Source organism: Priestia sp. JV24, from assembly GCF_025910025.1.
Taxonomy (GTDB): domain Bacteria; phylum Bacillota; class Bacilli; order Bacillales; family Bacillaceae_H; genus Priestia; species Priestia megaterium.
On record NZ_JAPCIN010000023.1, the window covers coordinates 442,807 to 461,725 of the forward strand.

At 37.1% G+C, this 18,919-nt stretch carries 20 protein-coding genes and 1 pseudogene; 4 read left to right on the forward strand and 17 right to left on the reverse strand.

The features are described 5' to 3' along the window. Positions 1 to 5: 5 nt before the first annotated feature. Positions 6 to 188, reverse strand: a complete 183-nt coding sequence (locus OK414_RS23545) for a DUF5659 domain-containing protein (protein ID WP_263045100.1) — start codon at positions 186 to 188, stop codon at positions 6 to 8. A gap of 347 nt (positions 189 to 535) precedes the next feature. On the opposite strand from OK414_RS23545, the gene OK414_RS23550 reads away from it, so the two are divergent. Both OK414_RS23550 and OK414_RS23555 read left to right on the forward strand, forming a co-directional pair. Beyond that, positions 536 to 802, forward strand: coding sequence for a hypothetical protein (locus OK414_RS23550; RefSeq protein ID WP_263045101.1), 267 nt, complete (start codon positions 536 to 538; stop codon positions 800 to 802). 229 nt (positions 803 to 1,031) lie between these two features. Beyond that, positions 1,032 to 1,280, forward strand: a complete 249-nt coding sequence (locus OK414_RS23555; protein ID WP_263045102.1) for a helix-turn-helix domain-containing protein — start codon at positions 1,032 to 1,034, stop codon at positions 1,278 to 1,280. 40 nt (positions 1,281 to 1,320) lie between these two features. On the opposite strand, the gene OK414_RS23560 is transcribed toward OK414_RS23555, so the two are convergent. From OK414_RS23560 to OK414_RS23575, 4 genes and pseudogenes are all read right to left on the reverse strand, one after another. Beyond that, positions 1,321 to 3,006, reverse strand: coding sequence for a reverse transcriptase domain-containing protein (locus tag OK414_RS23560; protein WP_263045103.1), 1,686 nt, complete (start codon positions 3,004 to 3,006; stop codon positions 1,321 to 1,323). A gap of 341 nt (positions 3,007 to 3,347) precedes the next feature. Then, positions 3,348 to 4,814: a recombinase family protein gene (locus tag OK414_RS23565; protein ID WP_263045104.1), complete on the reverse strand. Its 1,467-nt coding sequence runs from the start codon at positions 4,812 to 4,814 to the stop codon at positions 3,348 to 3,350. A gap of 128 nt (positions 4,815 to 4,942) precedes the next feature. Beyond that, positions 4,943 to 5,383: pseudogene (locus OK414_RS23570) on the reverse strand (ATPase, T2SS/T4P/T4SS family); the annotation flags it as partial. A gap of 268 nt (positions 5,384 to 5,651) precedes the next feature. Beyond that, entirely contained in the window at positions 5,652 to 6,035 is a 384-nt protein-coding gene (locus OK414_RS23575) for a Spx/MgsR family RNA polymerase-binding regulatory protein (protein WP_013059178.1), read from the reverse strand. Between the two features lie 262 nt (positions 6,036 to 6,297). Here OK414_RS23575 and OK414_RS23580 point away from each other — a divergent pair, with 262 nt between their 5' ends. After that, positions 6,298 to 6,534, forward strand: a complete 237-nt coding sequence (locus OK414_RS23580; RefSeq protein WP_013059179.1) for a DUF2626 domain-containing protein — start codon at positions 6,298 to 6,300, stop codon at positions 6,532 to 6,534. 37 nt (positions 6,535 to 6,571) lie between these two features. Here the strand turns inward: OK414_RS23580 and OK414_RS23585 are convergent, their stop codons facing one another. Next, entirely contained in the window at positions 6,572 to 7,204 is a 633-nt protein-coding gene (locus OK414_RS23585) for an MBL fold metallo-hydrolase (protein WP_034648929.1), read from the reverse strand. 208 nt (positions 7,205 to 7,412) lie between these two features. On the opposite strand from OK414_RS23585, the gene OK414_RS23590 reads away from it, so the two are divergent. Beyond that, complete coding sequence (locus OK414_RS23590; RefSeq protein ID WP_013059181.1) at positions 7,413 to 7,589, forward strand: DUF2759 domain-containing protein; 177 nt, start codon at positions 7,413 to 7,415, stop codon at positions 7,587 to 7,589. 35 nt (positions 7,590 to 7,624) lie between these two features. Here OK414_RS23590 and OK414_RS23595 read toward each other — a convergent pair whose 3' ends face one another. The 11 genes from OK414_RS23595 to OK414_RS23645 all read right to left on the reverse strand — a co-directional run bounded on the left by OK414_RS23595 (position 7,625) and on the right by OK414_RS23645 (position 18,752). After that, positions 7,625 to 8,527, reverse strand: a complete 903-nt coding sequence (locus tag OK414_RS23595) for a M14 family metallocarboxypeptidase (protein WP_016765563.1) — start codon at positions 8,525 to 8,527, stop codon at positions 7,625 to 7,627. Positions 8,528 to 8,638: 111 nt separating this feature from the next. Next, positions 8,639 to 9,607, reverse strand: coding sequence for an ROK family glucokinase (locus OK414_RS23600; RefSeq protein WP_016765565.1), 969 nt, complete (start codon positions 9,605 to 9,607; stop codon positions 8,639 to 8,641). Between the two features lie 2 nt (positions 9,608 to 9,609). Continuing rightward, positions 9,610 to 9,816 carry a YqgQ family protein gene (locus OK414_RS23605; protein ID WP_013059184.1) on the reverse strand — a complete coding sequence of 69 codons (207 nt, stop codon included), beginning with the start codon at positions 9,814 to 9,816 and terminating at the stop codon, positions 9,610 to 9,612. A gap of 181 nt (positions 9,817 to 9,997) precedes the next feature. Beyond that, positions 9,998 to 11,518 (reverse strand): rhomboid family protein, encoded by a 1,521-nt coding sequence (locus OK414_RS23610; protein WP_034648924.1) that lies wholly within the window; start codon positions 11,516 to 11,518, stop codon positions 9,998 to 10,000. A gap of 135 nt (positions 11,519 to 11,653) precedes the next feature. Further along, entirely contained in the window at positions 11,654 to 11,830 is a 177-nt protein-coding gene (locus tag OK414_RS23615) for a hypothetical protein (protein ID WP_168797076.1), read from the reverse strand. Between the two features lie 51 nt (positions 11,831 to 11,881). Beyond that, a complete protein-coding gene (locus OK414_RS23620) occupies positions 11,882 to 12,679 on the reverse strand; it encodes a DUF92 domain-containing protein (protein ID WP_034648921.1) in 798 nt (265 codons plus the stop codon). Further along, positions 12,666 to 13,232: a 5-formyltetrahydrofolate cyclo-ligase gene (locus OK414_RS23625; protein ID WP_025750520.1), complete on the reverse strand. Its 567-nt coding sequence runs from the start codon at positions 13,230 to 13,232 to the stop codon at positions 12,666 to 12,668. The genes OK414_RS23620 and OK414_RS23625 overlap by 14 nt, the downstream gene beginning before the upstream one ends. 46 nt (positions 13,233 to 13,278) lie before the next feature. Continuing rightward, on the reverse strand, positions 13,279 to 13,428 hold the full coding sequence (rpmG, locus tag OK414_RS23630) for a 50S ribosomal protein L33 (RefSeq protein WP_013059189.1): 150 nt from the start codon (positions 13,426 to 13,428) through the stop codon (positions 13,279 to 13,281). A 242-nt stretch (positions 13,429 to 13,670) separates the two neighbouring features. After that, complete coding sequence (locus OK414_RS23635; RefSeq protein ID WP_034648915.1) at positions 13,671 to 15,950, reverse strand: sugar phosphate nucleotidyltransferase; 2,280 nt, start codon at positions 15,948 to 15,950, stop codon at positions 13,671 to 13,673. Then, positions 15,947 to 18,265 carry a glycosyltransferase gene (locus OK414_RS23640; protein WP_205661953.1) on the reverse strand — a complete coding sequence of 773 codons (2,319 nt, stop codon included), beginning with the start codon at positions 18,263 to 18,265 and terminating at the stop codon, positions 15,947 to 15,949. The genes OK414_RS23635 and OK414_RS23640 overlap by 4 nt, the downstream gene beginning before the upstream one ends. Next, the gene (locus tag OK414_RS23645) at positions 18,258 to 18,752 is read right to left on the reverse strand and encodes a DUF4912 domain-containing protein (protein ID WP_013085028.1); all 495 of its coding nucleotides are present in this window, start codon (positions 18,750 to 18,752) and stop codon (positions 18,258 to 18,260) included. Before OK414_RS23645 ends, OK414_RS23640 begins: the two co-directional genes overlap by 8 nt. Positions 18,753 to 18,919 lie beyond the last annotated feature (167 nt).

The following is an 18,919-nucleotide window of genomic DNA, read 5'->3' on the forward strand; positions in this document are numbered from 1 at the left end:
TCATATTAAGCATGTGAGTTGGTTTTATAACTCATTAATGCTTCAGAAAGCTTCACATCATTTTTGAACAAAAATGTCTGACGCTCTGGGCGGTTTTGCACCTCCCCTGTTCGGATTTCAACTAATTCAGCTCCATTGGATATTAAAAAATTTGCGACCTTTATATTAAAAATGCGTTTGTTTGTCATTTAAAATTCCTCCTACACTACTATTATATTGTAAAGAAACGGAGGTGTAAGGATGAGTTCATAGAAAAAGTTATCTACTCAAATCGCAAGTGTATATAAGTTATTTATATATGAGGACGCGATTTTGGGAGATAACTTTGTTTGTTCATAACAATTTCAGGCTCCCTATTGACCCACTCAGAAAATAAATCTTATGATTATTTGGTATTTAATACCAAATAGGAGGGGTAAAAAGATGAATAAAACACTCGTTAGACTTGCTAGAACATACTCAACTGATTTAATGACACAAATCTACTTCATGGAATTAATCAAAGAAACCGTTGCGGAACTGGGAGGTAATTATAATGAATAAACAGCTCATGACAAACTTAGTAAACACGTTAACCAAATATAAAGATGGAACTGGAGAGCATGACCGAGCCGTATTTGAAACCTTTCTGCACGGTGTTTTTCATGAAAAGAATAGAAGATACACAGTAATACAACATTTACCGTTGCTTGCGGAAGTGCTTGCGGAGAAAAAACGTGTAGATTTAGTTGACGATATAACTTGTGCAAATCATAACGCAGCTTATGAACTTGATGTTCACTTACGAGAATTGAAGCATTAGAAGGCTATCGCGCTGCGATAGGTCCTTGCATATTGAACATCGTAATTTTCCGAGGTTAAAAAGATGTCTTCAATTTTGAAGAGATATCCTCGATTTTGAGGAGATGTCCCCACTTTTGGGGAGATGTGCCGAAAATTCGGCAGATGTATCCGATTTTGGATAGATGTATCGAAAATTCGATAGATGTCTCCGGTTTTGGAGATATCTTAGAGAGGAGCTAACACCGCCATTGAAAGAATTTGAACATATCAAACGAGAAGAAAAAAGAAAATTTATATATGAGTCTGTTTTGACTACTCCAGAGGCAATCGAGTTATTAGAGATCTCTAGAGCAAGAATAAGTAGGATGATACGCGATGGTAAACTACATCCTGTTAAGAAATCTGGAGCAATAAGTCTTTTTTTAAAAGATGATTTAGTGGACAAAAAGGAAGAGTTGATATTGCTACGGAAGAAATACCGTCCTTTTGAGTATTAGAAATAATAAAAAGCAGGATGCTTTTTGCACCCTGCTTTTATCATATTTGTTCAACTGAAGCTTCAGAAACCTCTTCAACTTGTTCTTGCTCTCTTAATAATTTAATAACATCTGATATCGGAATAACTTCATTTGGTGATACACCTCTTAATGTTGCACCTTTTACTGCAACCGCTATGACTTCATTATTTTCATTAACTACTGGGCCTCCACTGTTACCACCGTATATTGTCGTTGTTATCTCGTGACGTCTATACTTTCGAGTTCTATCTTCGTTTTCATGCATCCTAATCCCTTGTATAATACCATCTTGAACTCTAATTTCCTGTCCTTCTCTATAATCAGGAAAACCTACAAGCTCAACTTTCTGACCTTGTGTTATAGATTCATTAAGCTCATACCCTACTTTAGAAATATCAATATCTTTTGGACTTAGAATAGCAATATCTTTTTCAATATCGTGGTAAAGAACTTTAGCCCAGTGTTTAGTGTGATAGTCCGCTCCTCTAAAAAACGATACGTAATACTCTTGAGCGAAATCTCCTTTATTCTCTTTTATAACATCTATAACATCACTAATGACATGAGCATTTGTAACCAAGCCAATATTTTTCAAAAGAAAGCCCGTTCCTTGACCATATCCAACCTCATTGAACCCATCATCGGTAAAATAAATTGCATTTCTCTCAGCATCAACAACGTATGTATGATTTTCATGAAATGCTTTTCTAGTCATTGGCAACTTAAGAGGTTTTAAATCGCTCAACTCTAACTCTATGAGATTATTAAATCGATTCGCAAGTTTTAGATATACAGGATCTTTTTTCCCTTTTACGTTTCCTACATGCGATATCATCCCCTTCAATATTTGAAACATATCGGGGTTTTTATTTTCTCTCTTTTGACGATAAGGATATTTTGATTTGAATATTTCTTCAGCGCGCTCTACAGCGTCAATGTTCTTTTCAATACAATCTAAAATTGAACGTATTCTCCTGATGTATTTTCTATTTACATTCAATATTTGATTCACGGTTATCCCCGTAACTGTTTGGTTTTCTTTATTGCTTTGAAGTCTTGTTTTTGCATCATTGATTTTAAACCCATGCTTTTCTACGGTATTTAATATAGTTTCGCTGAGTACTACGTGTCCATCTAAAACTTGGGCAATTTCTTTAGGAAATTTCATACTGTTACTTGAAAGTGTAATGTCATCTACATAACGAGTATATTTACACCAATTAGCGTTTTTAGCAATTCTCATTAAATCTTTATCCAAGCCATTAGTAATGATATTAGAAACGATAGGAGATGTCGCTGCTCCCTGTGGTAGAAAACCTTTAGGGTGACAACAAATATTTGCGAAAGTGGTAGCCACCTTCTCATTTAATCCGAAATAAGATATAAACATATTTCTTACTCTAGGAAATTCAATACTTTCAAAGAAATTTTCCAAGTCAAAATTAAGGACATATCTTTTATTTAAATGTTCGGATGCATTTGTTACGATGCTTCGTCTTTTAGCAAAGCCATGAGCCCTTTGATGGACATTGTATTTTAAAGATAGGATATAAGCTAGCTTTTTTTGAAGGATTGCTAAATTCGATGTAGGAGAATAAATAGTGCGTTCGCCACCATTTTTTTTACGTAGTTTGAAGGTTCGATAATTAGTGGGCATATCTCGAAATAAAATTTTCCATAAAAACTCTACCGGTATTTCTAACAAAGATGCTATATCATCAAAATTTTCTAACTTTTTAAATTTTTCTTTTATCTGAGAAGCGTCGCTTTTTAGTTCAACATATGTACGATTAGATATAGCAATCTACCCCTTACAACTTAAAATGCGACAAGCAAAGAAATTCTACCTTTTTAATTCATCGGAAGATCCGGTAAACACGCTAACCATATTAACACATGACACAGCGCGCAGAATAAATGATACCTTTCAAAAAACAGGCAGCGATTTCACCGCCATCAAGTCAATGTACCTTTGCTTGTCTGCACCTATTATACTATAATTCTTTAAATTATAAAACAAATATGCATCAAAGATAATTTATAAAATCATTTTGTTTTATATATAATTTCTAACTTAGGTTCTACATCTTTTCCTTTCGGATATGTCCACTTAATACACTCAACTATAAAGTGTAAGCTTCGATTCACTTGTTCATCGGTCAACCCTTCCCCATCAATACACTCCCAATTATTTAACAGGTATTCAATACGCTTCTTCATTTCCTGCAAATCCGCTATTTTATCTTTAGGGTCTGTTTGTATAACCTGTTGAAGTTCGTACTTTAATTCCTTAATTTCCTGCTCACGGTGAGCTTTACGCTCCTTGAATTGTTTTAAATCAATAATATCTTCCTCATATAAGGGTAACAGCTTGCCCAATGCTACCGTGGCTTTTTGAATACGTTCTCCAATTTGTTGTTTCTTGTACTCCACTTCAGAAGTGTTACTTTTCTGCTGAATATCATTAATTTGAGCCGAAACTTCAGGAGTCCGTTCAACTATTTTCTTTTTAATTTCTCGCAATATCGGCTCATAAAGGAATGAACGATTTTTACATTTTGAACATATCTTTAGATACAACTTACCTGTATGAGCTAGCTGTGCTCCTTGAACTTTTCCGCAGTTCCCACAAACGATTAACTTTGATGTCGGATAAATTTTATTCTTACTTCGTAGAGCTGAAAAAGAGTATGTATTAACAATTTTGTTCGCCCTATCCCACGTTTGCTTGTCCACTATCGGCTCGTGTGCGTTATCAATGTAAATCCATTCGCTTTTAGGTTTCTGTTTGTCCTTCGCAATGTAGCGATTGCTAACGATAGTCCCTTTATATGCTTCATTTGTTACAATACGCATAATTGAGTTGAAAGCGAATTTGCTGTTGGTCCTTGTTTTAACGCCCATTTTGTTTAAAGCATGATAAACATCTGATACTGTTTTGCCGTCAACAATGGAGTTAAAAATAAATTGGACATGCTTTGCTTCATCATTCGGAAACAGTTTACGAGTTTTGAGATTTTTATCATACCCAAGTGGCGGTGTGCCGTGAACCCAGTAGCCCTTTTCTGTAGCAAATTGTTTACCACGTTGCATACGCTTTTTGATTTGTTTGTATTCTTGAGCAGCTACAATCGATTGGATCTTCAAGAGCAGGTTGTCTCCATCATTATCCCAATTATATATTTTATCTGGCGTTACAATAGCTGTATTGGAATCCGAGAGTGTTTTAAATATTACTGAAGCATCATAGTCGTTCCGAGATAATCTATCTACGTCCATAACTACTACCGCGTCATATTCGTCTTGCTTTACTTTCTCAAGCATTTCAGTCAATTTTTCACGTACCATGTCATAACTGGATGCTATCTCTTGGTATACAGTATATTTCCATTTATTTTGATTACAAAAATTTATTAATGTCTTCCGATGATTAGCCAGCACTGTATCAATGCCCTGATTTTCTTCATCTCGTGATAATCGCAAATACATCGCCACGTTTTTAATTTCTCTCACAACCAAAACTCTCCAATCATTCAAATGTATCCAGCTGTATTATATTGAGAAAAATCCCAATGTAAAGCACCGAATCAAAAAAAGTTGAATCATTTTTAATTGTAAGAGAAGTTATCCCTAAATTCAGGTCCTGTAGGACCGGTAAAAATAATTAATCCATGAGAGAATTTCAAGAGAGAAATAAGCTTTTTAGTATGTTCAGGAAAAAGAGATAAATGTTTGAGAGATGTAGATTGTTGATGAGGCAAAAGCCGAATAACAAGACTTTCATCATGAGAAGTAGGAAGAGTTGATAAACGCAAATTTACTTGATAGTGATCAATGGAAGTGGTCAATGCACCATTTTGAGGTTTTCTGCGCTCGCCAATATCCATTCCTCCTAAAAATTTAAAATGCGAAATGAGCCGTTCAGACATTTCCTTTGAAATAACCCTCTTTAAAATAAGCTCTTGGTCAATTCGCAGCTGAATCACAGCATCTTTCTTTCGGGGCACAATATGCACATCAGAACTTCGGCACTCATATGCATCTCGTATAACGTAAGTAGCAAACTGTTCAATTTCGGTCAAACGATCATCACTCCTTTATTTGTAATCAAGATGATTGGTAAAACATCTAGAAACAGTAATTTCGACCTTTTTCGAGATTTTCCTCCTTCTTTTTTCATTTTTTATAATTTTTTAGTATACGCTTCTTTTCTTCGCTTCAGTCCTTGTACACGATGTACAACTTCTGTACATCTCTAAACGACTACATAAAAAAAGACAACGTGATGTAAAACTCGACGCTGTCGTTTTATTCATTATTTACTGAATTGAGCTTCTTCATCATGTACGCTTACACAACTAGAGAAGCAAGACTTGTTTTTTTCTTGACTAAATTTTTAAGAGCAGATTCGTTATAGCCTACTACAAGCTTTTTACCATCTGTTAAAATTGGTCGGCGAAGCAAACGAGGATGTTCAATTAATAGATTGACCACTTCTGATAGCGTCATGCTATCCACATCAACATTTAACTTTTTATATTCTTGACTTCTTTTAGCAAGAAGTTCATCCATCCCTTCTGTTGTCATAGAAAGAAGTTCAAGCATTTCTTTATGAGTAGGTGTTTCTCTAAATAAATGACGCTCTTTAAAATTTACATCTTCCTTCACTAGCCACTTTTTCGTTTTACGACAAGATGTACAGCTCGGGTACGTATAAAATTTAATTTCTTCCATATGAAACCCTCCCGTTTTTTTAGTTATAGATTGTTTATATACATTGTACACGTTTTGTATAACTTTTGTATATTATTTTGCACATGTTTTGTATAACTTTTTTTCTTCTGTCGTATTTCAAGGAAAAGATAGCGTTTTCAGGAAAGAAAGGATGTATTATAATGGAAAAGTATCGATATAGTTTCATAAGTGCTTTCTAGTGCTTACACAGCGATGACATTCATCATGACACTAACTAAGTTTGATAAAGGAGGAAATGGACGTGGAACGAATGTACCGTGTAATGGGGTTCTGGACAGCAATTTTCACTGTAATGTTTTACCTCGGTCACATGCATAAGACTTCTTTACTCTTTTTAGCTCAAACAGGCTTTTTTGTAATTCTTAGTTATTTAAAGCTGTCTGAAAGAATGTACATTTACGTTTTCGGAGCATATTTGACCGTCTTTTTTGTGGGGTTCACGTACTGGTCAACTTTTATGATGACACCAGGACAGTAAAGAGAAAAGCGATGGGCTTCCATCGCTTTTTGTATTCTTAAAAACCATTTAGGAAAGGATTTTGATCCATTTCGTGTCCCACAGTTGTTTCAGGTCCGTGACCGCTTAGTACAAGCGTATCTTCTGGAAGGGACAGCAATTTCGATTCGATGCTTTCTAACAGCTGAGCTTGATTGCCTCCAGGTAAATCTGTGCGTCCAATGCCGCCTGCAAAAAGCGCGTCACCAGATACTACAAAGTTACCCGGTTTAAAATAATATGAAACGCTACCCGGAGAATGGCCAGGCGTTTCGTACACCTCAAATTGGAATGAGCCAATTGTTAAATTGCCTTCGATTGAAATAATATCAGTTGCATCTGGAGCCGTAATTTCTCCTAAATCAAAAAATTTCGAACCGTTTAAATCACTATTATGAAGCCATTCTTTTTCATTTTTATGTACATAAAGCGGGATAGAGTAGTGATTCATCACTTCATCTACTCCTCCAATGTGATCAAAATGAGCGTGTGTCAACAAAATAGCCAACGGTTTATACGTTTGTTTTTCTAGAAATTCAACGAGCTGTTTCCCCTGAGCTCCCGGGTCAAAAACTAAACACTCTTTTTTTTCGTTAGCAACGACATAACAATTCGTTTGAATAGGTCCTAGCGGTATACGATGATAGTTCATAATGTATCCTCCTTGTAAAATTTATTTCCGTTATATGCATTATCATACACACATCATCTTATAAATGAAAGTAAGGACCTTTCTAAGCTAATAAGACGAAAGAAAGATTGGTTTTCATCTCGACAAACGGTTAGAAAAGTTTTACAATTGAAGGGATAAGCTAATGATAGCGCTTTAATTTTAAGTTACCTAAAGGAGGTTTCTTCGAGTGGGTCTTATGATTATTTTTGCACTAACAACATTGCTAGGCGTATTTGCAGCTATTTCATCTTTTAGAAATAAAAACATATTAGGCATTGGTTTTTCGGTACTAACATTCGGTGTGTTCGGATGGTTTACCGTGATGACCATTATACATCACGGTTATCCGGCGGTACATCATTAAAAAAGCCACGCAAAGCATATGCTTTGCGTGGCTTTTCAAATAGATAGATATTCCATTGCCGCAACTAAAATAGCTTTAGTCGGATTATATACGCGCGATATTTGAGATAGAGGCAGCGGATTAATTCCTTTCCCCAGTTCTAAAGTGAACCCTAGCTTTTTCTTTTCTAAAATAAACCAATCCTTAAATCCAGCGTGACTATCAATCGTTTTGACTGCTTTATAACCGCTTACCCTTTCAAAATAATTGGCTATTTCCTCCGCTTCCTTCGGCTCTTCATTCATATACCCCCAGTAAAATTCTTCTCCTTGGGTATGTAAAGCTATCACACAATCAAAATCATGACGCTCAACGAGTTTTACCATTGCCTGCGCTTCAGGTTCAGACAGAGATTCATAGCCTGGAAAGTCCCGATAATGTGGAGCTTTAGGTTCTTTGCGCTTTTTTTCAATTTCCCAATAAGCCGGAAACTGATTGTTTAAGTCTACCCCTCGGATATTTGCTTTCCAGCTTTGAAAATCAGGAAAATCTCTTCCTATTTTAGAAAGAAAAGACGCATAAGGTTCACTTACAGCAGGACCTTTTAAGACCAAATCTACTCCGTCTGGATTAACAATCGGAACCGCAGAAAGCGTAATTTGATTAAAAAGAGCTCTTGCTTCCTGCCCGTTCAACGCCTTGTCGTAATGAAGAGCAGCTAAATAATCTTCAACAAACTGTAGAAGAACATTTGTCGTAATCCATTCATTGGCATGAAAAGACGCATTAATATGAACCTTTCTTTCTCCGTTTCCAATTAAAATATGAGGAATCGGCTTTCCAAGCACGCTGCACCCTATCCATTCAAGAGAACCATAGGGGTAGTACGTCAAAAGTGTTTGGATATCTTGTATTGTTCGCATGTAATCGTAGGGCTTTTGAATATCTACAATTTGCATAATCTTCACTCCTTTACACTATGTATATGTAAAGATTGAAAAGATGCATGATAAAAAAGCGCTTTGACTAAATGTCAAAGCGCTTTTTTATCTCAGTTAGATTCTTGCTTATTATTCAAAATAAGATTTAACTAACCAAGCTCCTCCAATAATTCCCGCATCGTTTCCTAAAGTAGCGATTGCTAGTTCAGCACCTTGCGCTACGCGAGGAAATGCAAAACGTTTGAAATAATCTCTTACCGGTGCAAGTAATACCTCGCCTGCACGAGACACACCGCCGCCTAGAACGATCTTCTCAGGATTTAATGCATTAGCAGAGTTTGCTAGTGCTAGACCTAAATGAAAAGCAACTTTATCTACAACATGCATAGCTAACTCGTCTTTTGAACGAGCTGCATCAAATACATCTTTAGATGTAACTTGTCCATTTTGTTCTAACACTTTGCGAAGCTCACTTGGTTTGTCCGTTTCCGTTAATTCTTCCATTGTTAAACGTACAATTCCAGTTGCTGAAGCAATTGTTTCTAAACAGCCGGTTTTGCCGCAGTTACACGGTGCCCCGCCTTCAGGAATAGAAGTAATGTGCCCGATCTCACCAGCGGCTCCATTTACGCCTTGTACAATTTCACCGTTTGCAATGACGCCACCGCCAACGCCTGTGCCAAGCGTAACGCACAGTAAATCTTTTGCTCCGTCTCCAGCACCCTTCCACATTTCTCCAATCGCTGCAATGTTTGCATCATTGTCTACTACAACAGGAAGAGAAGTTTCTACTTCCAAGATATCTTTGATAGGGAATTTTTCCCAACCTAAATTGACAGCTACTTCAATCGAACCGTTTGCAAAGTTAACAGGCCCCGGTGCACCAATACCAATTCCTACTAACCTTGATTTTACTTCTCCAAGATCGTTTAACTTTTTATCAATTGCTTTTGCAATATCCGTTGGAATTTTACGGCCTTGCTCGCTCACATCCGTATTAATTTCCCACTTGTGAATGATTTCTCCATAATGATTAATAAAGGCCATTTTTATTGTTGTACCGCCTAAATCAACTCCAACTAACCATTTGTCATCCATGTTCATTCATCCTTTTTCTCTTTTTGTTGTTTTAACTCTCGACGAAGCAAAAGAATTGCCATTTGGTAATCACGTACATCAATCAAGTTAGACTGATATAACTCTTTTACTTCCGCTTCCATCAGCTCTAAATCAGCAATACGATCGCCCACGTATATAAAAATGCCGAAGGACTTTAATAATTGTTGTACATCATATAACGTATTCATTCTGTCACCTTTATCCTATTTTTTAGGTGATATGATTCATTTATTTTGAGATAACTCAACAGTCATTCAGTCATAAACAGCGGCCGTATTTAACGCCCACTGCTAGGTCTACATATTAATATTCTAGTAAACGTTCTCACAATAGTAAAGTATAAAATATTAAATTCGTCATTCAACAGTTTTAATTTCCTATCTCTTGCTTCAGCTTTTCGTATTTTTCATTTTGCGGTTCAAGCGCAATTGCTTTATCGATATTTTGTGTGGCCGCTGGAATATCATTCAGTTTCATATTCACCAGAGCTAAATTGTAATACGCCTCATGAAAAGTTGAATCATACTTTACAGCTTGATTCAATTGCTGTTTAGCTTCTTTATAATTTTCAAGATAAAATTCTGCGTTAGCACTGACGAAATAAACGTTACTATTTCCTGTTCCTTTTTCAACAAAAAGCTTAATGGCATCTTTTGCTTCTTCATACTGCTTCTGCTGAAGATACGTGGCCGCTACGCTAAGTGCATAGGGCTCATCTTGATAAACAGAACGCTCATGATATCCATAAAAAAGCAGACTTCCTACTAATAAAAGCGTGCAAATGAAAGCCGGAATCTGAACATACAGCTTTTTTTGTTTCGGTAAACTGACGATGCTCGCAGCTAAAAATCCGCCAACCAAACCGCCAATATGCCCTGCATTATCGACGTTCGGCGCAACAAATCCAAAAATCAAGTTAATCACAATGATGACAATGAAACTCGATCCCATTGTTCGAAAAAAGAAGCGTGGATTTGTTCTTGCTAAAAACAGTAAAGCTCCAAAGCAACCGAAAATGGCCCCTGAGGCTCCTGCGGAAATGGACGTATTCCATATAAAACTTCCTAGAGATCCTGCAAACCCGGCAAATATATAAATAAAGACAAAACGCCCGCTGCCATATATCCTCTCTACAACCGTTCCTAAATAATACAGGGCTACACTATTCATAAGCAAATGCAGAAGTCCTATATGCAAAATTATAGGTGTAAAAAAACGCCACCATTCGCCTTCCATAATTAAGGGGTTGTATTTAGCTCCGTATTGAATCAGAGTGAGCGTATTTTGTGTACTGCTCTTCCATTCCAGAAATAGAAACATTAAGATTTGCAGCGCTAAAAATATATATGTAAAAATAGGCTTCCCGTATCCAGCTATTTGCTGTTCTTCGCTTTGCTTTTTCTGTACAAAAAGCACAATTTTATGTTTCCACTGCTCTATTCGCTGTGCTTCTTCTTCGGAAGAGAAATTGTCTGCGCTTTCTAATATAAGACCCAGCCGTTCGAATAGAGGTTCATAAGCGCTTGCTTTCTCTGCCGTTAATTGTTCAACGTAACTATTCACCTTAGAGGGACTTGGCGTACTTTCTAAGGACTGCTCTGTATAAAAAGGATCAAAATCAGCAAAGTAAATCGTGTTAAGAGTAAGCGTTGATTTACCTCTTTGCTTTCGCAAATTCTCAGCTCTTTGTAATGCATACAATACATCTTTTTGCTGCTCAACGGCTGATTTAAAATTTCGGCGGACTATGCGGACAATTGACTTATCTTTGCGATGCGAAGATTGAAACCATAGCTCTGAAGCATCAGCTTTCATCGAAATCAACTCATATGAAGAATGGCCAAGCAATTGCTGTGCCAGCTGCAAATAATAAAAATCTTGCCTAGACAAATAGTCACCTCCTCATACTCTCTATATGTAAAGATGGCAGAAAGCCAGGAAAAAAGCAACGATTTTCCCTTTTTCTTTTTCTACAAAAAAACACCTTACAGGTCTGTAAGGTGTTTTTTTATGTATCTTTCGCTCTTAGCGGAAGACCTGCTTCATTAAACGATCCCGAACAAACGGCAAATTAAAAAATGAACGAACAGCTAGACTGCGGATAAATGAATTTCCAAACAGCGAATTTAAAACACGGTATCTCATTTGATAGCCCAGCGTTCCAACAACTAAAAGCGTAAGTACTAATATAATATGTCTCATTTTCAAGCCTCCTTACGTTTACTTTGCTCCTATGATGAACATTTTATGCTCTTATATAGGTAAAAGCAGGATAAGGATTCCGCCTGTAAAAGAAGCAAGCAAAATAGCGGCAAGATTTACAACATCATTGTTAAAGAAAGTTATTCCTTTCTCTTTTATCGTTGGCTTACGGCAATGATCTTTCCGTTCCGTTTCAATACCGCAGCTTTGACAGTGAAAGCGAACTTGCACACTTGCTCCAAGAAGAGTGTCTATAGCGTTTCCAATAAAACCAAAGCACCCGACTAGCAATATACTACTTAGCGATACGGATGGAAAAGCAAAATAACAAGCGGCAGCAATAAGAAAAGCTCCGGCTGCTCCGGCTGCTGTACCTAAAAGTGAAACGGCTCCTGAGGTACCCGCTTCTACTCTCTTTAACGTCCAAAGGTAAAATGGCGGCTTTTTACTAAGAGACCCTATTTCAGATGCCCACGTATCCGCATTAGCAGCTGAGATGCTGATCATAAACATCCACATGTAAACAGGAAAAGCTGTTGCAGCATATAACACACCGCAAGCAGCAGCTACACCTCCATTAGCAAGGACTTGAATATAATCTCGCCTGTCGTGCTTCTCTAACTTTTCTTCTAATGCACGTTTTTTTTCTTTTTTGTACTTACTACACAACGTAGAAGTGCTAAAAAATAAGAGTAAGAGTAAAAAACCTTGAAGCGAAAAACCGATATAAACGCTCGCTCCTACGATAAAAGACATGCAGGCTCCCGATACTGTCAGTGCTTTTGCTATGTAGCCTGCTCCTGCCATGAGTAATATTACAATTATCATGACAGCATCAAACGGATTCACAGCAAATAAGCTCCTTCTCTGTCAAAATATATTCAACGGGAATATCATGAGATTCATATGGGACCTCTGAAACGACTTGACAATCAAACGCAAGGCTTAGCTTCTGTCCGCTATAATCTGTTAGATAACGATCGTAATAGCCGCCTCCATAGCCGATACGATATCCATTTTTGCTATATACCACGCCAGGCACAAGGAGTAAATCAATTGAAGATTTTGAAACGGGAACAGTTTCTTCAACAATTGGCTCCGCTAACCCGTAGTACACTGTTTCAAGCTGTGAAAAATTCGTAATCTCGTAGAAAACCATTTGAGATGTTGTGGGGTTGCATTTTGGAACAGCTACTTTCTTTCCATCTTTCCAAGCACGTTCAATGATGGCTTTCGTATTAACTTCTTTATTTCTTGAAACCGTAGCTGCAATGACTCTAGCTTCTTTCCATAAACAAGTTTCATACAGTGCATTTGCTATGCTTGTTGAATGTGCCTCGTGCTGCTCTTCAGAAATTAAATTAAGAACCCGCTTCATCTCTTTGCGCAGATGAGATTTCATTTTAATCCCCCCTATAAAAAAAACAGCAGGATTGTACTCCTACTGCTTACTTTGTTTCACGATGAAGTGTAACTTTTTTAAGTCTTGGGCTGTATTTTTTTAACTCAAGACGATCTGGGTTATTACGCTTGTTTTTAGTTGTAATGTAATTACGGTCACCAGTTTCAGTGCAAGCTAATGTAACGTTTACGCGCATCTATTTTCCCTCCAAACATTATAAACATAAATCAGACTTTAATATAATATCATTTTTCGAAAGGAAATGCCAGTCTGTTTTTTTGAAGAAAGTCATTTAATTTCATTTCTTCACTTTTTCTTTCCTCTTAGATCCCTGAGCCCCTTCTCTGCTACGCCTTATATATAGATGAAGTTTCTTGAAATAAGCGGAACTCTTTTTATGAGAGGCGTACTTCCTTTCTTTTAAATAAAAGCCATTATTTACACTCTTTGATACTCTTGTATTTTTTCTACAAAATATGCCGACAGCTTCTTGGCAGTCTGAGTGTTCAACGCCTCTGAATAAATATTTAATACAGGCAAGTGACCATCGGGCAAAATAAGCGTCCATTCATGGGGATCATGGTAAATCTTTAAGCCATCAATGACATACACTTGTTTACCAATTGCTTCTTCTAATAGTTTCTTCATCACTTGTTCTTGAATTTCTAGCGGACATGAAATGTACCGCCAGTTCATATAAGCGTGCGGGACATATTGAATCATTTCAGAAATTTTCCGCTGTTGCACCATAATTAATTCGATCAGCTGACATAAAGCGTACATGGCATCCAACTGAAATTGAACGGGCCCCAAAAGACTAAGCAAATCACGTTTTTTTGCTTTTGTCCTCATAAATGATTGATTGAGAGATTGAGCAAATGTTTCTAGTGTGGATGAATAGTGTATAGGAATAGGAACGAATGCTGCTTTTTTTGTCATGTATACGCTATAAATATAGAGCGACATAATTTCTGAGTCATTTACGCTGCAGCCTTTTTCATCATATAGAGCAAATGTTTCTCCATCTTCTTTAATCTGAATACAAAAAGACAGCTTATTTCGTTTAATTATTCGTTTGATTTCTTCTGTTTTCTCCCATTTGTTTAAAAATAAAACATGGACACGAAGACGCTTACATAATAGTTCGACAACTTTCTGTATAAACGGCGAACAAATCACGCCAATCCGCGTACTGTCTTCTAACAAAACATGCTGATTAATTGATTTTACTAAAGCATCACAATATTCTTCCCTGATATTTCTTATGCTTGTTTTTTTAAGTGAAACAGAAGTTGTTGTGTTTGCTTGTTTAGCTTGAAGGTACATCCGCTCAATCTTTTTTTCAATAAGCTGATTAACTAATTGCCCTTTCTTGTCATATATTTCTAAAAAGAGGCCGCTGTTTTTGCTATCCACACCAATATAAATACCAATGCTCGCTTGTGAAGTCATCATGTAATATCGAAATACCGGAAGAGCTTCTTTTTTAATATCATACACAGCTGAATGATTACTCCGTAAAAAAGAAAAGCATTCTTTGCGAAGTTGAATGGCTTCTCCTTCATCATCGCTTGCTAGACAGAACGCCCCTTGGTGTTTGCATACAAGTAATAACGCATTGTACAGTCTTTCTCGATCAACAGATGAATGTACATACAGGCGACCGTTTTTGAAGATAGAAACATCTGGTTTTACAGAAAGTTGAGGTAGTACTTGATTTTCAGCTACTGTATCTTGGACATACGTAGTCATTGCTTGAACATTTACATAGGGACCTATCGTAGCATTGTATAAAAACGATTCTGCCCCCACCGTTACGTTTTGAAGCAAAATTGTTTTATCGATTGCAGCATGTGCTTCTATGATACTATTGGTTCCGATAATCGTGTAAGGACCAATTGAAGCACCTTTTCTAATCACCACATTTTCTCCTACGTAAACCGGATCGTAAATAGTCACCCCTTCTTCTATAAGGGCGTCATCTGAGACAACACTTTCCTGTCTATTGCCAAACCACTTCCTCCACAAATCATAGTGTGCTTGACGATAATGGTGGATTTGCCCAATATCAATCCAATAATCTTCCGTTACAAAACTGCACACAGTATGATTATATTCCAAAAGAAGCGGGATAATGTCAAAGCTAAAATCTGTAGGACCATAAGAATTCACGTAATCAAGAACGGATTTTTTGATCACATACACTCCCGTATTAATCAATCGGCTATTGGCCTGTTCGTAGGTCGGTTTCTCTACAAATTCCGTGACTCGATGCCCTTCATCTATCGTCACCACTCCATAACCCCGCACGTCGTTTACTTCTTTTGTAACAATGGTCATTTCGCTTTTTTGTTCATAATGAAAATGAATAACGTCTTGAAGATTAATTTCTGTTAAGGCATCTCCACTAATAATAATACAGTCTTCCTCAATAAAGGCCTCTGCTCGCTTAATTCCGCCCGCTGTTCCAAGAGGCTCTTTTTCGATAAAATAAGTAAGCGTCACTCCCCACTGAGAGCCATCCCCGAAGTATTCAATAATTTGTTCATGCCTATACTGCAGCGTAATCCCAATCTCTGTAATTCCATGTTTCTTAAGCAGTTCAATGCTATATTCCATCACAGGTTTATCGTAAAGCGGCAGCATAGGCTTTGGAATCGTATAGGTCAAGGGCTGCAGTCTTGTTCCTTTACCGCCAGCAAGTATAATGGCTTTCAATTTTTTGCCTCCCTTCTTTTTTTATCCTGGCAAATCTGATGTTGAAACAGCTTACTTGTATCAATAGCGATTTTTTCCCAGCTAAACATAGTTGTTGCTTTTCTATACCCATTTTCGCTGATTTTTGCAGCCGTTTTTTCATTTTTTAACAAAAATTCAATACAGTTGATTAATTCGAGCGTATCTCCTCGGGCAAACGTCAGACCCGTGTCGAAATGTGAAACAATATCGCTTAGACCTCCTGTATCGGCAACGATAGTTGGCTTCTTGGCTACCATCCCCTCTAAAGCCACAATTCCAAAAGGTTCATATAAACTTGGAAAAACAACCATTTTGCAAGCTTGAAGAAGCTGATTTCGTTCGTTATCGGTAATGTATCCAATAAAATACACGTATTTGTCTAGTTGCTTTTCACTTACCTGTGTTCGAAACTCATGAAGTAAAGGCCCTTTTCCTGCTACAACGAATTGAACATCTATTTGTTTTTTCTTAAATAGTTCCGCTGCTTCAATAAATAGCTGAAATCCTTTTTCATATACAATTCGTCCAATTGAAAAAATAATAGGGGCCTTTCTAAAATTATATTTCTTTTGTAAACTTTCTTTTAACCGCTCATTTACTGCGTCGACTACCAGCTGCTTGTCAATTCCATTTGGAAATATAGCAATTTTATCTTGCTCTACGTGAAATAAAGTGATTAATTCCTTCTTCATATAGTCGCTGCAGACAATGATTGAGCTTGATTGTCGAATCAGCTCCTCTTCTTGCAAGTGAATTTTTTGCTGCATGTCATTATGAATACCATTATTGCGCCCATGTTCTGTCGCATGAATGGTCGTAATTAGCGGTCTATCCGTTTTATCTGCTAAACATTTTGCAGCGGAGGCAACAAGCCAGTCATGAGCATGAATAACGTCAAAAGACAGCTTGTAGCCTAACTGCAGTCCTCTAAGAGCCATAGCCACGTTCAAACTGTTTACCCATGTCAAAAAATCCGGATGATGAGGCTGCAGGCTTTTAACTCGGTAAACGTGAACACCGTATAAACGCTCATATTCCGGCAGCCCCTCTACATACGTTGTTAATACACTAACGTGATGGCCCGCCTTTGCTAACGCTCTGGATAAATCAAATACATGTCGTGCAAGTCCTCCGATAACTAGAGGAGGGAATTCCCATGCAAGCATTAAAATGGAGAGACCGCCTTTATATTGATTTACTGATAAAGCCGCCGGCTCTATCTCTTTTGCAGGGTATAAAAAAGAACTTCCTGAAAGAAAACTGTTTTCGCTATCCATCCTTGGATTCTCTTCGTGACAAAGAAAATCAAATAGTTTTACTTGCCTTTCGTATTCATCTTTGACTTTTTCAAAATTATAAAGCCAATCGCTGCTACTTAAAAGGAGCCACTGTCGGTAGATAGCATTCACCACGCTAGGATGTTTAGAATCGATAACATCTAGCATCGCCTCTGACTTCTGTACGGTTGAAATAAACAATTGATTGTTCTCACTGACAAATTCGGCGCTTTTTGTTGCACCGTAGAGTGCAAGAGTTTCGTTTTGATGAAACTCTATATCCCTCGCGTAATCTAAAGGATATTGAAATATACCGCTTGCTGCTTGCATTCGCTGAAAGCCAAGCGTGTCCTTAGCCTTCAAATCCAAAAAAACGCTCGCTTTATTGATTGTTCCTTCCTCAACTTGGTTTCCTTGCTTAGGATATGGAAACAAGATAATGCCAGCAGGCGACTTTTTTAGTTCATCTGTTGATGACTTCACAAAGGTATAGCGCATTTCATGAGATTTTAGGAGCATATCTACTTGATGGGTATACTCTCCTTGCTGTATAAAAAAACCGACGGGCTTTTTTTCAAAAAACTGTTGAAAAACACGTATTGCTTCTGTAGTTTGGAGATTTAATGTTTGTTCGGTTTTAAGGGTGGAAACGAACGCGTTCGTTACGGTAGTAGGAATACACTCCATCATGTCATGCTGAAAAAAATATTTGCAGGCTGAGAACAAGCTCCCGTTCCACTTTTTTAAAAAGGTGAGTGCTCTCTGATGCTGCCGGCTTGAAAACTGGTGTAAATATTGAGCGTAACGAGTATTAAACTCCTCGTCGTTTAATGTGTTCAAAAACACACAAGACATCACAACTGTTGCACCTATCAATTTCTTAGACTCAATTTGATCTAAAAAAGGGATGAACTCATTCGTTACTTGTTCAAACAGCAGATACTTATTCTCTGTTTGAAGTACATGTAGCAACGGACAATGCATATAAGTTAAAAGAATACAGTCATCACTATTCATATTGCTTCTTCACCTGCTCCAAGTCATTTGAATATAAGGAATATGTGCTAAATTCATTTTGAACACCCTGGTGAACTTTTACAGGTTCGTACATCCAGCCTAACGAAGTTACATTCACTTGTTCATATTTTTCTTTCATCAAATAAACTGGATTCGAACGAAGAAGGGAAAAAAAACTTCCTTCTTTATCTTGAATACCAATATCTATTACATACGTGCGCTCACTTTCCAAGCTGTTCATAAACATGAAGTCTTGCTTAGGAGTAAGACCCTTCATATAATAGCGGTTTGATTCATGGCCGTTAAAATGAAGACCTGTTATATCATACGTACACATAGCTAGGTTCAATTCTTCCCACCGTGTCGAAAACATACTTTCTACCATCTCTCGAATATGCTCAGAAAACGACCAGTGAACATAAATACGAGATGAGTCAAGCTGAGTAGCTATACACACATTTAAGTTTTGAATAAGGTTAGCAGCCACTGTTTTATCACTTCGTTTCTTAGAATGTTTTTTCTACATATAAATGCCGTATAAACTTATTAACATCTTACCATTCAGAAAAAGTTGCCACAATAAACGCAATTTGTCGATTTGTGTTAAAAATTCAGGTAACATAGTAATTATAATTTACTAACAAAAAAACCTCT

What these genes read in the sequence shown, in the direction of transcription:
- OK414_RS23615 (WP_168797076.1), bottom strand. Translation starts at nt 11,830, where the DNA reads ATGAGACATATTATATTAGTACTTACGCTTTTAGTTGTTGGAACGCTG.
- OK414_RS23595 (WP_016765563.1), bottom strand. Translation starts at nt 8,527, where the DNA reads ATGCAAATTGTAGATATTCAAAAGCCCTACGATTACATGCGAACAATA.
- OK414_RS23550 (WP_263045101.1), top strand. Translation starts at nt 536, where the DNA reads ATGAATAAACAGCTCATGACAAACTTAGTAAACACGTTAACCAAATAT.
- OK414_RS23575 (WP_013059178.1), bottom strand. Translation starts at nt 6,035, where the DNA reads ATGGAAGAAATTAAATTTTATACGTACCCGAGCTGTACATCTTGTCGT.
- OK414_RS23605 (WP_013059184.1), bottom strand. Translation starts at nt 9,816, where the DNA reads ATGAATACGTTATATGATGTACAACAATTATTAAAGTCCTTCGGCATT.
- OK414_RS23640 (WP_205661953.1), bottom strand. Translation starts at nt 18,265, where the DNA reads ATGAATAGTGATGACTGTATTCTTTTAACTTATATGCATTGTCCGTTG.
- OK414_RS23600 (WP_016765565.1), bottom strand. Translation starts at nt 9,607, where the DNA reads ATGGATGACAAATGGTTAGTTGGAGTTGATTTAGGCGGTACAACAATA.
- rpmG (WP_013059189.1), bottom strand. Translation starts at nt 13,428, where the DNA reads ATGCGCGTAAACGTTACATTAGCTTGCACTGAAACTGGTGACCGTAAT.
- OK414_RS23625 (WP_025750520.1), bottom strand. Translation starts at nt 13,232, where the DNA reads ATGAAATCTCATCTGCGCAAAGAGATGAAGCGGGTTCTTAATTTAATT.
- OK414_RS23545 (WP_263045100.1), bottom strand. Translation starts at nt 188, where the DNA reads ATGACAAACAAACGCATTTTTAATATAAAGGTCGCAAATTTTTTAATA.
- OK414_RS23585 (WP_034648929.1), bottom strand. Translation starts at nt 7,204, where the DNA reads ATGAACTATCATCGTATACCGCTAGGACCTATTCAAACGAATTGTTAT.